At 42.3% G+C, this 15,342-nt stretch carries 14 protein-coding genes and 1 pseudogene; 4 read left to right on the top strand and 11 right to left on the bottom strand.

The genetic code is table 11. The annotated features are described in order from the left end of the window. Positions 1-37: 37 nt before the first annotated feature. From PL85_RS00460 to waaF, 8 genes are read right to left on the bottom strand one after another with little or no spacing between them, the layout of a single operon-like run. On the bottom strand, positions 38-982 hold the full coding sequence (locus PL85_RS00460) for a WavE lipopolysaccharide synthesis family protein (RefSeq protein ID WP_019282778.1): 945 nt from the start codon (positions 980-982) through the stop codon (positions 38-40). Next, on the bottom strand, positions 979-1,722 hold the full coding sequence (locus PL85_RS00455) for a glycosyltransferase family 2 protein (RefSeq protein ID WP_019282777.1): 744 nt from the start codon (positions 1,720-1,722) through the stop codon (positions 979-981). The genes PL85_RS00460 and PL85_RS00455 overlap by 4 nt, the downstream gene beginning before the upstream one ends. Continuing rightward, positions 1,719-3,302, bottom strand: coding sequence for a capsular biosynthesis protein (locus tag PL85_RS00450; RefSeq protein ID WP_081245191.1), 1,584 nt, complete (start codon positions 3,300-3,302; stop codon positions 1,719-1,721). The genes PL85_RS00455 and PL85_RS00450 overlap by 4 nt, the downstream gene beginning before the upstream one ends. Then, positions 3,293-3,673, bottom strand: coding sequence for an HAD-IIIC family phosphatase (locus PL85_RS00445; RefSeq protein WP_010320770.1), 381 nt, complete (start codon positions 3,671-3,673; stop codon positions 3,293-3,295). Before PL85_RS00445 ends, PL85_RS00450 begins: the two co-directional genes overlap by 10 nt. 14 nt (positions 3,674-3,687) lie before the next feature. Beyond that, on the bottom strand, positions 3,688-4,953 hold the full coding sequence (waaA, locus tag PL85_RS00440; RefSeq protein ID WP_019282775.1) for a lipid IV(A) 3-deoxy-D-manno-octulosonic acid transferase: 1,266 nt from the start codon (positions 4,951-4,953) through the stop codon (positions 3,688-3,690). 1 nt (position 4,954) lies between these two features. After that, complete coding sequence (locus PL85_RS00435) at positions 4,955-5,749, bottom strand: glycosyltransferase family 32 protein (RefSeq protein ID WP_019282774.1); 795 nt, start codon at positions 5,747-5,749, stop codon at positions 4,955-4,957. A gap of 11 nt (positions 5,750-5,760) precedes the next feature. Then, positions 5,761-6,801, bottom strand: coding sequence for a glycosyltransferase family 9 protein (locus PL85_RS00430; RefSeq protein WP_069212059.1), 1,041 nt, complete (start codon positions 6,799-6,801; stop codon positions 5,761-5,763). After that, positions 6,798-7,835, bottom strand: coding sequence for a lipopolysaccharide heptosyltransferase II (gene waaF / locus PL85_RS00425; RefSeq protein WP_019282773.1), 1,038 nt, complete (start codon positions 7,833-7,835; stop codon positions 6,798-6,800). Before waaF ends, PL85_RS00430 begins: the two co-directional genes overlap by 4 nt. A gap of 178 nt (positions 7,836-8,013) precedes the next feature. Here waaF and PL85_RS00420 point away from each other — a divergent pair, with 178 nt between their 5' ends. Together PL85_RS00420 and PL85_RS00415 are read left to right on the top strand one after the other, a co-directional pair. Beyond that, positions 8,014-8,742 (top strand): glycosyltransferase family 25 protein, encoded by a 729-nt coding sequence (locus PL85_RS00420; protein ID WP_029388340.1) that lies wholly within the window; start codon positions 8,014-8,016, stop codon positions 8,740-8,742. Beyond that, positions 8,726-9,931: an O-antigen ligase family protein gene (locus PL85_RS00415; protein WP_029388339.1), complete on the top strand. Its 1,206-nt coding sequence runs from the start codon at positions 8,726-8,728 to the stop codon at positions 9,929-9,931. The genes PL85_RS00420 and PL85_RS00415 overlap by 17 nt, the downstream gene beginning before the upstream one ends. A 34-nt stretch (positions 9,932-9,965) precedes the next feature. Here PL85_RS00415 and PL85_RS00410 read toward each other — a convergent pair whose 3' ends face one another. From PL85_RS00410 to rfaD, 3 genes are all read right to left on the bottom strand, one after another. Then, complete coding sequence (locus PL85_RS00410; protein ID WP_019282770.1) at positions 9,966-10,526, bottom strand: acyltransferase; 561 nt, start codon at positions 10,524-10,526, stop codon at positions 9,966-9,968. 63 nt (positions 10,527-10,589) lie between these two features. Continuing rightward, entirely contained in the window at positions 10,590-12,359 is a 1,770-nt protein-coding gene (locus PL85_RS00405; RefSeq protein ID WP_029388338.1) for a polysaccharide deacetylase family protein, read from the bottom strand. A 143-nt stretch (positions 12,360-12,502) separates the two neighbouring features. Continuing rightward, a complete protein-coding gene (gene rfaD, locus PL85_RS00400) occupies positions 12,503-13,444 on the bottom strand; it encodes an ADP-glyceromanno-heptose 6-epimerase (RefSeq protein ID WP_019282768.1) in 942 nt (313 codons plus the stop codon). A 286-nt stretch (positions 13,445-13,730) separates the two neighbouring features. Between rfaD and PL85_RS00395 the strand changes: the two genes are divergently transcribed. Together PL85_RS00395 and PL85_RS00390 are read left to right on the top strand one after the other, a co-directional pair. After that, positions 13,731-14,867: an LPS O-antigen chain length determinant protein WzzB gene (locus PL85_RS00395; RefSeq protein WP_081245192.1), complete on the top strand. Its 1,137-nt coding sequence runs from the start codon at positions 13,731-13,733 to the stop codon at positions 14,865-14,867. A 182-nt stretch (positions 14,868-15,049) separates the two neighbouring features. Next, positions 15,050-15,342: pseudogene (locus PL85_RS00390) on the top strand (transposase family protein); the annotation flags it as partial.

Here is a 15,342-nt window from a genome sequence, read left to right as displayed (position 1 = left end):
AATCTTGTTCACTCGCTTTGCTATCAATTGGAAACTCTTATTTTGTCACTCGAGTTGGATGGATTTTCTTAATCATCAATCCTGTCCATTTTTTATATGCTCTATAAATACGCTTTTTATCGATTAGAGTATTTTTAGAGATCAAACCGTTAAGATATAGCCAATCATTTAAGTCATATTCAAGCGCCAGATTACCTCGTTTATAGAAGCGCTCAGTGACATCCAATCCAATATTTTCTGGACAATCCATGAGTAAGTTATTGGCCATAAACTGTGGCCAAAACTCTTCACCTAACCCTGCATGATCGCAGGTTTTACTCTCGATATGGTGCTCTTCACTGAGTAGCGCTGAGATCCAATTTAGACATAAAATTTGCTCCGTTGCTGGGTGGCGTGCTTTGTAACCCGGTTTCAGAGTGAAATGTAGTTCTGGTATCCAGCGATCAGACCAAATTTTTAATAGATCTTGAGCTAGGCCAAAATCAAACAGATCGCTTTTATGAAAATGAACCGGATGCCCGTAGTGGCTTGAAATAAAAAACGTACTGCTGGTGAGCACTCGCTGAGTCAAAAACTGATAATTTTGTGCTCTGGGTAGATCGGCATACTCTTGATACAGTTCAACAAATTGGCGACCAGTCAGCAGATTATCGGTACGCAGCTTAACTGCGTAAGGCGTTGTTACCGCTTTCAGCCCCATGTGAGTGCTGTACATCTGACGATTGTTATTGAGTTTGAGCGGCTTACCGTCATAAAAAACGGTATTTGAGCCGGGATCATCCAATTCCAACACTTGGTCGTAATCAAGGCCATCCAACGGCTGCCCTTTCCAAGTCGACAGAATGATGGTCGATTTAGGAAAAAAGCGCAGTATGGACTTCAAGCACTGCTCTGTGATGCCCGAGATTTGCTGGCGACTGGCACTGGCTTGCACTGGCCCCTGCACAACAAAGGTGATCGCTTCATCATCAATATTGATCATGGTTGTGGCTGCCTCAAAAAGTCACTGTACTCATCTGGCACGCCACAAAAAATGACCTCATGGCGTGCGATCAAGTGGTAGTGAATATTCAACCCTTTTTCAATGAGCAGGTTGTAGATCGGTGCAATGTATAGCTCGCCTCGCTCCCATTCTTGGCTTGGTCTGGCAACGTATTCGCGATACGCCTCCAAGTAATCTTCTTTGCGATTGAAATGATAAAGCCCGGTACTACAGAGATCGGAAATCGGGTTTTTCTCCGCGGTCTGGATCACTTTAGTACTGCCGGCATGTTCTGGTTTGGCGAAAGAGCAGTTGTCACCGCTGCCCTGAAACACTTCTAGGTAGCCATCGCTATGTTGACTAATGTCCGGGAATACAAAGTTCGGACGGAATGTGTCGATGTTAAACACAGTGATCGAACCTTGATAGTCCACGCCCTGTTTTGCGAGTTCTTCTAACCCTAAAGTCACCGTTTCGGCTTGGCCGCGAGTTTCTGTATGCAATTCAGCGATGTAAAACTGTTTAATGCCAAGTTGAGTGGCTTTTTCGCGCACAAACGCTGGGGTGTCGTAAGCATTACGCACAATGAACAGAAACGGTGTGTTAGCAAAATACTCGGCAAAACTGTTGACCGAGTGTTCAAACAGGGTTTGACCGTGGGCTTCAAGCATATATTTCGGCTGTGTATAACCTGCTTTAAAGAAGCGAGAACTCATTCCCGCCATTGGGATCACAATCATTGATCAAGCCTCAATAAAATTTGGTGGAGACGAAATGCATTGGCAAATAGAGCATCTTGACGGTGACGATCATCGGCATGCAAAGGCAACATCGATAAGAAAAGTTGAATTTGCATCGCGTAGAGATTTTTCGCCGTGAGGCCAAAAGTCTGTTCAATTAACTCGATAAAGCCTTGCTGCGTCTCTTTATGTTGACTCTGTTCGGCAATCTTTAATTCGATCGCGTTATCGGCAATCTCAACATGGTAGTAACCGGCAATAATCCAGTCATATAAACCTAGAATCGAATGACTCAGCTTAGCGAGATCGTAGCGGATATCACCATACAGTGTTTTCTGCCCGTCAGGCGTCATCCCTCTAGGGTCGATCGTTTTAATTTTGTTGTCTCGGAAGTCATACAAAATATTGCTAAAGCAAAAATCACCGTGCAAGACGCCCAGTAAGGGTTCTCCATTAGGCAGATGTTTTTGGCTATCGCGCAGAATTTGCGCGAGCGAGACATCTTGTCCTGCAAATTGCCACTTTTTTTCTAACGTGATGCGTCGCGATGCACAGAATTCGTTAAGGCGTAGAGTGGTTTTATCGGCAAACAGTATGTCGAGAGTATTGATGGGATCATTCGGCTCGGTAGGTTGCTCAAGGCATAGGCTTAAAAACTCCACCGCGCTGGCTAAGATTTTTTGCCAGATTTGACTCGGCAGCTTGGAAAAAACGAATAACTCATTCAGCGCAGTGAGGTAGAGATATTCTAAGCGATAGGAAATTTTCCCTTCGCTGTTTTGGCTGCCTAAATATTGTGGAATGAAACCACGCATCGTCATCGGCAGATTGTCAAACCAGTAGGCTTCGGCAGCGATTTTTTGGTTCTTTATGCTCGATTTTTCAATCCATTTGGCGGTTATGGTTAGTTCATTAAAGGCGCGCTGGGTGGTGAATTCAGCCTTGGAGTGATAGTAAGTATTCACATGACCAAAATCGAGCCAGCCAATCGAGTTAACGGCACTTAAGCCTACGTTTTTATGATAGCGGTTAAGACCAGCAATAAATTGCCACTCACTCTGTGTAATACTGCGAACCAGTTCCCGTGGGCGGCTGAACTTGAAGTAGCCATCAATGATCCGCTGACTTTCGTGATTCATTGGAGTGTTGGCATCTTGTAGCCAATCAACTTCATCATTAGTCAATACGGCCCAGTTATAACTGTCTTTCGCGGTGGAAACGCTGACAATATCATCGCCAACAGGAAGTTGATTAAAAAGCGTATCACCGTAGAGGATGTGCAATGGTGCATTAAGTGAGTGGCCACTAATATTGAGTGCAGCAACCAAAGAAGCGCCAAGGCTCAGTCCATCAGGCGTAGCGATAATCGTCACCTGATGCTGTTCAAGCCACTGACTGTCGATTTCTGAGATGGTAAACGACTCGGGCAAGGAGAGATAGATCTGCACCCCCTGCGGTGCTAAAGCGACTTGATGTTGGAAAAGAGGTCGATTGCCTAAAGGTAGAAAGCTAGGTGGAATACGTCCAAATTCAGATTCCAATTCTTGGCCGACGTAGGCACCAGACATTATCAGGAACATGATTTTTCCTTTGCAAACAGTTGGTGGATCTCTTCCAAACTCATCGAGGCAAATTCGGTAGGGCGCACGGCGCGATCATCAATGTAAAAGCCGTCGTGTCCACACCAAGGTTTGCCCACTAAAATTTCATCATACGGAACTTGGTGTTTATCCAGCCACTCAGTAATGATAGGCAGAGTGTGGATATTGATTTTACCGACGTTACCGTCATAAGTGCGCATATTACGCGCCGTTGAAATCACAATCTCAAACCCCTTTTGCTTATAATTCCGCAGTTGTTCAATCACATCCATTCTCGGTAGGACGTTTTTATAATCGGAAGTATTGGCTTGAGTTAGTGTCCCATCAAGATCAACAATTAGTCGTTTCATTAAGAGTATTCTCTTTATAAATCTAAATATTCAAGTGTTTTGGCAAGAGCGCCACGGTTTTGTTCTACGATTTGATAACCCTGCTTGCCGCAATGAATACGCTGTTTGTTATCAGTGAACCATTCACAAAGCATTTGTGCAATTTGCTCTGCATCTTGTGTGATCACACAAGCATCGGCTTGATTGAGGGCTTGAGTGATTTCACTGAAGTTGTAATAGCTTGGGCCAGTCAACATGGGTAAACCAAGCGCAGCTGGCTCGAGTAAATTATGTCCACCGACTTTGTCACCCGCTAAGCTTCCGCCCATAAAGCAAATGTCAGCAGATCCCATGAGTACTAGCATCTCCCCCATAGTATCAGCTAGATAGACCTGTACTTCTAGATCGAGTTTATTCTCTGTTTGAGTTCGCAGAACACTCATAAATTGTGTTTTGCATAACTCAAAAACAGCATTAAATCGCTCAGGGTGGCGCGGAACAAGCATAAGCAGTGCGCTAGGGTGTGCTTTAAGTACTTTTGCATGAGCGGCTAACACTTGTTCATCTTCACCTTGGTGAGTGCTTGCGGCAATCCAAATTGGTCGTTCTTTACCTAGTTGATGCCTTAACTGCTGGCCTTTTTCTATGGTTTGTTGATCGATATTGATATCAAACTTCATCGAACCGGTGACTGTCACTTTGTCAGCAGGTAATCCGAGTCGAATGAAGCGCTGCGCATCATCTGGGTACTGACAAAGTACATGGGTTAAGTGAGAGGCTAACAAGTTAAATATCGGTTGAAATTTAGCGTAGCGTTGGCATGAACGCTCAGATAAGCGAGCATTAATAACAGTGATAGGAATGCCCGCTTTTGCAACAGTATGCAGCGTGTTCGGCCAAAGTTCAGTTTCCATGATCAGCATTTGGCTTGGTTTTATCCGCTTGATGAAAGCGTGTACGGCAAAAGAGAAGTCAAATGGCATATAGCGATGTTCGGCAATGCCTTGTAATTTAGCCGCTTGCTCAGCGCCCGTAGCCGTTGTTGTTGTAATGACAATCGGTTGATCAGGATATTGTGATTTGAGTTTTTTTATCAGTGGAGAAACGGCAAGCGTTTCTCCAACGGATACCGCGTGGATCCAAATAGGGGATTGATTAGTTTTAAGCGGTGGCGTGAAGCCAAAATGCTCTTTCCAGCGAGCACCAACACACGGCTTGCCCGGCCGCTTTTTGTACAAGCTCCACATTAAAAAAGGAGAAGCTACACAGAGCAGTAAGGTATAGAGAGCTCGAATCACCACTCTACGGTTCCTTTTTCTTTACCAAATCATCCGGATTAATGTGAGTCCACTTCGAACGAGGGCGATCTATATATTGAAAATGTTCATTGGTAAAACTACCTTGAATACAAACGTATTTTCTATCTTTTGTGCAAAGATCTTCTCTGCCTTTTAGTAATTCATCAAATACGCCAGGCCCGGTTGAATAATAAACGCCCATTTTAGGGTCGTAGTTCTCAATGTTATGCAGTACTTTTTCAATCGCTTGGCTGAGGTCGTTATTATTAGGTGCTGAGGCGATAAAGTAGTTGGTAAAACGGGTATTGTTGTCAATCTTTATGTAAACCGCTTGTTGTTCATCGCCAATCAGTTTATCGAGAGACCATACCAAAGTTGCATCAATGTCCATATAGACGCCCCCTTCGTTATTGAGTACGACCAAACGCCATAAATCGGCTTGAGCAGCGCCGTTGGTTAGCCGCATGTAAGCATCATAGATTTCAGTTGATGCGTGGGTTTGTAAATACTCACCACGGGCTTCGGTACTCACATAGCGATAGTCACAATTGAGCGACATTAATCGATTAAATAAGTAGTTAATATAAACGGGTAGAGAGGCTTGATCGGTAAAGTTGGTTTGCCAAATTGTACGTGGGATAGCGCTGCGATTAGAGCGTGCCAATTTTGCTGGTGAATAGGCAGGAATGGTAAAACGCAATTTTGGAAACACCCAATGAAATGGGTAAGCGAGTATTTTAAAAATATTCCCGGTCAAGCGGATTAATCGGTTGGCGATTAATACGGTTACTTGGCTCATATTGATTGATCCTATCTGTTTTTTTCGGTTATCGAGCGCTGTTTCAACGTGGCAGTAATCGCTGCAGTAATTTGCTCAGTAGAAGGCTTTTCACCATTGGCATTCATCACGATCGTATGTGTTTCATAAAGTGGTGTATAACGAAAAGGGACGGTAGCGTAAAAAAAACCAACAGTTGGTGTGTGGGTCGATATGGCCACATTGCGTATGCCTGTGTCTGGAGCAATCACTAACGTTGCTTTCGCAATAAACGTGACTAATTCATCTAAAGGTAAGCATGGCTGAATCGTTAATTTTCCAGCCTTTGCAAGATCTTGTAGATACTCACCTTTTTCAAACTCATTTTTTCCCTCAAGGAAGACATGTTTTACATTGGGTTGCTGCTCAATAGTTTGCTCGATGACAGCACGCATTTCAGGCTTAGATAAGATTTTTCTCAGCTGCGAAGCTCCACTGAAATAGACAAGGTAAGGTGTCTCAAAATCACAAAGTTGCCTGTTGTCTGGGTAGGCAAAATCGAGAGGATAGCTTGGGCTGTGGCCAAGGATTTTAAGCATATCGAGCATGCATTCTACTTCTGGTTGAAAGTCAGAGCGAAATACTGCCAAGTTATACAAGGTGCCACATAAAAATGGCGTGTAAGGAAAGCCAACTTTGAGTTTTGCTTTAGTCAGTAATGTCATCCAGTAAGAACGATTTGTCCCAGCGACATCAAATATAATATCTTGCTCTTCCAGTTGGCTGTAGTCTTGCCATTTTTGCTTGAGTGATAAGTGTTTTGAATCCTCACGGCTTTTCATTACCACTGTTTTATCCGCTAACTCTGCTGGTGTTCCATAGAGGTAGTTTGAAACGGTGACTAATGTTATTTCTGCATGAGGGAAGAACTTCCGAGCTTCAATCAAAAAGGGGCGCACAATGACTTGATCACCGAGCGCAGCATGGCGAATGACGGCAATTTTCTTGATCGCTAAAGGATTAAAATAACCATTCAAGTATTGGCGCGCGGCCTTCGAGGCATAAGCCCCTTTTTCAAACCAGAGGTGTTTCATGAATCTTTTCCAATAAATCTATCTAAAGCTTGAATAACTTGCACCGGTTGCAGTTGATTTAGGCAATTTAAGTGCCCTAATGGGCAGGTTCGCTTAAAGCATGGGCGGCATTCAATATCGGTATACACCATTTCTAAGCGCTCAGTTAGCGGTGGCGTGTATTGCGGTGAGCTTGATCCATAAATTGCGACGATATTACAATCTACGGCGGCGGAGACATGCATTAATCCTGAATCATTACTGATGACGGTATGGCAAGCAGCCAACAGATCCACAGCTTCAACAAGTGAGGTTTGTCCAGCTAGATTAAAGGCATATTTTTGTTGTTCGGTGCTAAGTGCTGAACGAATGAGGTCACATACTTTGCTATCCTTGGTCGAGCCAAAAAGCCAGATTTGATAGCCGCTTTCAATAGCGTGTTGTGCAACTTGAGCATAATAGTGGTCAGGCCATCTTTTAGCCGGACCAAACTCAGCCCCTGGGCATAAACCGACAATTGGTTTGGTTGTCGATAAGCCTAATCTTGAAATGGCATATTGCTGAGCTTTGCTATCAACTAATAAAGAAGGGTGAGGGCAGTTTTCTAGCTGTACTTCATCGAGCATGCTTTCTTTTGAATAAGCAAGAGCCACATAGCGTTCAACCATATACTGGAACACTTTACGATTAGGGCGAAGATCAGTAAGTAAGCCGTAGCGAAACTCACCCTTCCAGCCAGTACGAGAAGGAATACCCGCAAATAGCGGTATGAGTGCTGATTTTGCCGAATTTGGTAAGACATAGGCATGAGTGTAATTGTTGCGTTTTAGCTCTTGTGCGAGCGCCCATCGACCTGCAAGATTAAAAGCGCCGTGCCCAATCGACATTTCAATCGCGCAATTAACTTCTGGCATGCGTTCCAAAATAGGTTTGCACCAAGCGGGGGCTAGAACGTCAATTTGTGCATCAGGGTGCTGTTGCTTAAGGCGTTGATATAAACTTTGTGACATCACCATATCGCCTACCCATGAAGGGCCCACAATCAGTAACTTCATTTTTCACCGTCATTCTTATTTTGCGGCCATTCTAGCACAGCGCTCGTTTGATAAAACTCAATTTCTATTAAAAAATGCATTCAAATGCTAGGCAAGATATGCTCTAATCCGCCTCAACCTGAGAATAAGTATTGTGCAGCATGTTGGCGAGCATATTATAGAAATTCGAGTTTTTGTGATGAAAATCTACGTTATTAGCCTTAAAAACAGCCTAGAAAGACGAGCATCCATTGAGCAACAAATGGCTAATTACGGCCTAGATTTTGAGTTCTTTGATGCGATTGATGGTCGAGTTGTTCCGCCACACCCTTTATTTGCCAATTATGACTATACCAAGCGGTTATGGTTTACCAGTGGTAAAATGCCTTCAAAAGGGGAGATGGGCTGCTACGCGAGCCATTACCTACTCTGGCAAAAGAGTGTTGAGTTGAATGAGCCGATCATTGTTTTAGAGGATGATGCTGAGCTATTACCCTGCTTTATACATTTTATTGATCTAATCAAAATTAAAACCCAAGAATATGGCTTTTTGAGATTGGAGGAAGCTTGTGAACGCAGTCAACTGTTCTTGAAGGAACAGGCAAAGAACTACGACATCTATTTTCTAAGTAATAATTTTGGTGGCACTAGAGCTTATGCACTTTCTCCTGATGCAGCAACGAAATTACTTAAAGCTTCACAGTATTGGTCGATGCCTGTTGATAACTATATGGGGTCACTATATTTGCATCAGATGCCTTCATTTTTATTTTTACCAAGTGTGGTTGCAAATCCTCAATACTTTGACACAACGTTTCAAAACGAACAGCAACCCAAGGCTCCATTGCACAGAAAACCCACTCGTGAATTGTACTCACTGTATCGCAAAGTAAAAATGGCCTTAGCAAATAATGCTTATAAAAAATAAAAAAATTAATCATATAGAAAAGTTATTTTTACTATCACCATTAGTGGTCGTGTTAATGCTTATATTTAATTTTTCTGATAGTAAGTTTATTCTTTCACGGTTGATACCAATAGTTTCTCTTTATTGCTTGTTAAAATATCGACATGCAATTAGTGAAAACTGGAATTCAGAGTTAAGGGGCTTTTTTATCTCTGGATTATTGATGATAGTGATTTTCTCTGGCTATCACTTTGTCCGTGGTGATGAATTTTCTTTACCTAGAACGTTGATTGCAAGTTTGGTTTATTTGCTTTTTGTGCCGTGGAATAAAATATCACGCCAGTGGATTTATTACATTGTTGCATTAGCTTCAGTTATTTGTGGGCTAAATGCGTTGTATGAACATTTTGTGATGAACATTGCGCGTGTTGGCATTGCGACAAACCCGATACCTTATGCTTTATATGTCTCTTTTCTCTTGTTGTGTTGCGTTTACTTTGTTTTAAATCAATCAGATAAAGTGTTGAAAACGCTTGCTGGTATAGGCGGCTTGCTTTCATTGGCGGCCATTATCATGACCGATGTGCGAGGGGTAATTCTCTTTTTACCTGTGGCGATTCTTTATTTGATGATTGTTGCAGTAAAGCCGACCGTTAAACATTATATTTTTTTGTGTTTTTCAATATGTGTCATTTCGGTGCTATTTTATGCATTTTTTGAGAAAGAAATTGATACTCGGATTAAACAGACGCAATACGAAATTTCGATGATAGAGAAAGGGAACCATAATACCTCTATCGGTATTCGGTTCGACTTATGGAAGCATGGTTTGGATGTGATTGTTCATGACCCTATTTTGGGTCTTGGGGATGACAGTTTGCAAGACAGCATTTCCGGTATGAAAAATCGTGGTGCAGCTATTCAGCCCCATTTACATAATCAATATTTAGATTCTTTAGCCCGCTATGGGGTGGTGGGAACTCTGGTAATGTTTTTATTTTGTTTTACTTTAATCATTAATTTTACTTGTTCGGGTGTTAAATATATCGGTAATCCACTAGTTAATAGCATGCTTATTATGCTTATGCTTGCAGGTTTAACTGATGTTCCTTTGCACCATACACATCTTATTTATTTACTAACGATCTTATGTGGCTTGTTGATCCGTTTTTCAGAGATAGGAAAGGATAAAAATTCGCCATCTTTTTAAATAATATTTATTGAATAATGAGTAAACGGTTAGTTTAAAAAGTTAACTCTTCCTGCCAAACTATAGAATCAGCGATAACTCGAGCAGGATTACCCGCTGCTGCTGAGTTATCGGCAACGGAATGTGTTACTGTTGAGTTAATACCAACGATCGAACCATTGCCAATTGACACGCCTTTTAATACAGTGACGTTATCGGCTAACCAAACTCGTGAACCGATATAAATACTTTTAGCTAAATTGATACGCTTCCCATCACGCAATATATCATGGCCATCACTGGTCATTATCTTTACATTACGTGAAAACATACAGTTGTCACCGATAAAAAGTTGAGTATTACGTTCTCGGCAAGAGAAAAAGCAATTCTCCCCTATAACACAATTTGTCCCGATTTCTAAGGTACAGTTTTCACCATTCAACTCAATTGAGACGCCTTTTAAATTAGCACCATCATGAATGATAAGGTGATTGTTTTTACCATTAACGTGAATGTCACAGTAACGGATTCGAGTATTTTTACCAACCTGAATATGATTGTTCGGTTTAATCCTAATTTTATTACGCAATTTTTCTATAAAAGAGAAACCAGACATATTCAATCCCTTAGTATGAGTTTCGGTTAATAAACTAAAGTTGTTATTATTTGCACGCCATAGTTAGTTTCCTAATTTACGAAACGTATAATTACCGCGTACTTTACGCCATAGGCCAAATACATCGGTTTTAGGGAAAATAGCAATACGTCGTATTTGATATGGATCTTGATGCATTAACAATGGGCCGCTGTTGGTTGCAACCGCAAATTGATAGCCACATTGATGCACGATCTGTTTTGAGTGCGCATCATGATCGCCATAGGGGTATGCAAAAGAAACCAGTTGTTCGTCTAGTAGCTCTTCGAGTTCAAGCTTATTGCGTGAGATCTCTTGACGCTGTTCAGATTCACTGAGTTTGCTGAGAAATGGATGAGTCATTGTATGACCCCCAATTTCAACTAGCCCTGAATCGTGTAATGCTTTGACTTGCTGACGAGACATTAAAGGCACTGGTTTTTCTGGGTTGCTCGGTACTTCAACATCCCAACGGTTAAAACCCTCCCCCGTTACTATATAGACAACCGCTTTAAAACCATATTTTCGTAATAGCGGCAACATCAATTCGTAGTTATCTTGATACCCGTCATCAACCGTTAAGATGATATAGCGCTTGCCTGATTCAAGGCGGTGAATGAGTCCTTTATCCGCTAAATCTTTAAAGGTTAGCGTTTCAAACCCCATTTTTTTTAGCAGGTTGAAGTGCTTTTCAAGCATGTCAATATGCAGATAGGTTCCATGTACGCCTTTTTCACTATCATCCTTAATAAAACGATGGTACATGATGATTGGCATCTCTTTACGCAGTTTTTCAACGTAAACCGTTTGATAAATATCTTCTATTTGATCGACCACATTGGTTAAGCTGTAGCTGTGCTGAATTATCTCTCTGACTTGTGGCGAGCAGTGTGGTGTTTTTAACCCTTGTTCCACATATTGACTAATTTTTGCAAAATCAATATCGAGATCTTTCGGCCCGATGTCACCGAAGTTGCTTGCCATGGCCGCAGCGATATTATCGTCATCGACAATACCAATTGCACTTGCCTCACCGATTGCCAGGGTAGGCCGTCCACATAGCAAAGATTCCATTGCCACTCTGCCAGCCCCAATGACTAAGTCTGATTGAGCAAGTATCGAGACGACATCTTGTGAATAACCAAGAAAGTGAACGTCGGAAGTAAACTTATCAAAACGTGCTTCAATTTTAGAGCCAGATATGACCTGAATGTGGTATTTCGCTGAGTCTAAACACTCATCGAGCAACCGATAACAAAGATCCCCTTTTGGGCCGGTTAACCTACCAATAATACTGACCACGGGTTTGCTATTTTGAGGAGCGTTTTGCCAAGTGAATTCTTGCGTTTCAATGCCGTTTCGGCTTACGACGAGCAAGCTTTGTGGAACATTCAATTCAGTCATGAGTTGTTGTTCAATGGCCTCACAAACCGGTAGTGCTTTGTCACCCATGGCGTGAAATTTTTTACGAGATGCGTGTACAGGCTGACGACCATGTACTGTGGTGACCATAGGCGTATTTGTTAATTTGCAAGCAATGTGACAACTCCAGCTGGAGGCGCGAGAGTGAGCATGCACTAGCTGGATATGGTGTTTCTTAATCAGATAAATAAGATAACCCACATGCCAAAAGCGGCGAGGAATACTGCGTTTATTAAAACGGAGTTTATAAAATAGCCCTTGGTGAGGTTTTGTTAGCGTATCGGAAACATAAAATACCTTATGCCCACGCTTTGTTAGTTCATCACCAGCGGTTGTGGCGTAAACCTCTGCCCCAGTGACCTCAAGTTGAGATAAGGCCATTAATATATTCATTAATACTCCACGAGTTAGCAGCAAGGGCTTTTCATATGTCTAAGAAACATGATCAATTTTTCATTCCTCCCCTTTTAGGGAGAGATGTTTATTAATTCCTCCCCCTTTTAGGGGGAGGTTAGGAGGGGGTGATTACAGCCTCACTACTTATTAATCAACATCATATACTCAGCCACACCTTCAGCCACCGTCTTAAATTGATGCTGACAACCTGCGGCGCGCAATTTCGTTAAATCGGCCTCAGTGAACTCTTGGTACGCACCTTTCAAGTGATCTGGGAATGGAATGGTTTCAACCTCACCTTTACCATGGTGCTTGATAACGGCTTTAGCCACTTCTTGGAAAGATTCTGCGTTGCCAGTACCCAAGTTATAAATACCAGATACACCGTTGTTCATAAACCATAAGTTCACAGCCGCAACGTCACCTACATAAACGAAATCACGCTGGAAGGTTTCACTACCTGCAAACAGTTTCGGGTTTTCACCGGCATTCATTTGATTATTTAAATGAAAAGCAACAGAAGCCATTGAGCCTTTGTGCTGTTCACGCGGGCCATAGACATTGAAATAACGAAAACCGGTAATTTGGGAAAGGGTCTCACCGTGTGCTTGTGCTTCTTGCCAAATACGGCGTACATAGTTATCAAACTGCTGTTTGGAATAGCCGTATACATTCAGCGCACCTTCATACTCTTTTTCTTCAATGAAGGTATTGGTATCGCCATAGGTTGCGGCTGATGAAGCATACAAAAATGGAATGCCGCGCTCTAAGCAGTAGTGCAGTAGTTCTTTAGAATACTCATAGTTATTAAGCATCACATACTTGCCATCCCATTCGGTAGTGGCAGAGCAAGCGCCTTCATGAAATACGGCTTCGATAGGACCAAAATCCTCACCAGACATGATCTGCACCAAGAAATCGTCTCGGTCCATGTAATCGGCAATGTCCAGATCAACTAGGTTTTTGAATTTACGCCCATTTTTTAAGTTATCGACAACAAGAATATCAGTAATGCCTTGTTCATTTAGCGCTTTGATAATGTTGCTGCCAATCATGCCAGCGCCACCCGTTACGATGATCATACAAAATTCCTATGGTTATAATACGAACAATTATGCGCATTATAGCGGCTTAGCTAGTGGCTGTAATCACAAAAGCTCGCTTTTCTCATTGAACGTCTAGCCTTGAAAAGGGTTTTGCTTTAAACTTCGGCACGCAAGGTGGCAAGGTGGCAAGGTGGCAAGGTGGCAAGGTGGCTCGAAATTGACAAATTCGATAAAGCTTGAACAACAATTTAAACAGTCAGCCTTTAGGAGCGGATACCTAAGGGCGGTAGCGTGCCTAAAAACCAATGATAGGATCAACACTGTGAATCAATCCCCTTTTTCGCACTCTTCATACCCACCAGTGCCTTCTTACTATCAGCAAAGCAATAATGATGAAATTGACCTGCGTGAGTTGTTTAGTGTGCTATGGCAAGGGAAATTGACCATAGTGCTGTGCACTGTTTTGTTTGCTGTGATGGCGGTGGTATATGCATTGACGGCGCAGCAGTGGTGGAGCGCTAAAGCAACCGTTACCCAGCCTGAATTAAGCCAAGTTGTAACCTTCCTGCAACAGGTGAAGCAGTATCAGCCATTGTTTGATCTCTACCAAGAAGATGGCACCATTATTGTGAGTAAAGAGCTTGATGGCTTAATTAACCCAGCCACTATTTTCCAGCGTTTTGTGCGTGCATTTAATACTAATGACAATAAAAAGCGCTTTATGCAAAGTAACCCTACTTTTTTAGCCATTGAGCAGCAACAGCTTAAAGTGAATGAAAATAACGAAACTGATGATGTGGCGCGCTTTTATCAAAGTTGGTATGGCAAAATTACGGCTCAAGAAGTGGGTAAGACACAAGCGGGTGATTTTTATCTCAGCTTTCAGTCAATTGATAAAGCCAGCAGTTTAGTGTTGCTTAACGCCTATATCGACTTTATTAACCAACAACTGAACCAGCAGCTAACCAATGACCTTACCAGTAAATTGACGGTAAAACATAACCAACTTAGCCAGCAATACAGTAGTTTGCAGCAGCAAACCCAATTGCGCCTGCAGGTGGAATTGGCGCGAGTGCAGAATGCATTGGCAATTGCAAAAGCGGCCAATATTAATGAGCCTGTACAAAATCTGAATGAAGAGAAGCTGTTTGCCATTAGTATTGGTAGTAAAGCATTGCAAGCCAAAGTCGATGCATTAAAAAGTATAACGAATTTAAGTGTGTTTGAACCACGCTTAGCGCTGCTGCAAGCCCAAGTTCAGCAGGTTGAGCTATTAGGTAAAGTAAAACCAGCGCAAGTGCAAGGTTACGCTTACTTAGAGCAACCAGAAGCGCCGATTAGCCGTGATGAGCCCAAACGAGCATTGATAGCGGTGCTTGGAACCTTACTGGGCGGCATGCTTGGCGTTGCGATTGTGCTGGTGAGGTTTGCGTTTAGAAAAGAAGAAGAAAAAGCTTAGACCAGGCAGCAGGGAAACCGCATGAAGGTCGTTGATATATAAGGGCTGCAAAGATGCTAAGAATCCGCTTTGAACCTATCACGAATCCCAACTATTGAATGTAACCAAATGAAAATCAAGATCTGCTTGTGGATCATTTTTGTTGTTTTCTAATTGCTCCTAGACAATATAGGAGCCTAAATATGAGCGAGTTAACCAACCCATTTATGCACTTTCAAATCATTAAAGATTATCGACAGGAAAATAAAATAGCACACAAATTATCAGACATTATTTTGCTGACAATTTGTGGCGTTTTGTCGGGTCATGATGGCTGGGATGGCATTATCGATTTTGGCAATGCTCGCTTAGATTTCCTCAAACGATATGGTCACTTTGACGCTGGTATTCCTTCTGCAGATACGCTGTCTCGTGTGATGGGCATGATTAATCCGACAGCGTTGCAAAGAAGCTTTTTGGATGAAGGACTGCCATA

The sequence above is a fragment of the Vibrio anguillarum genome, from assembly GCF_001989995.2.
Taxonomy (GTDB): Bacteria; Pseudomonadota; Gammaproteobacteria; order Enterobacterales; family Vibrionaceae; genus Vibrio; species Vibrio anguillarum.
This window is presented reverse-complemented; position numbering and strand designations above follow the sequence as displayed.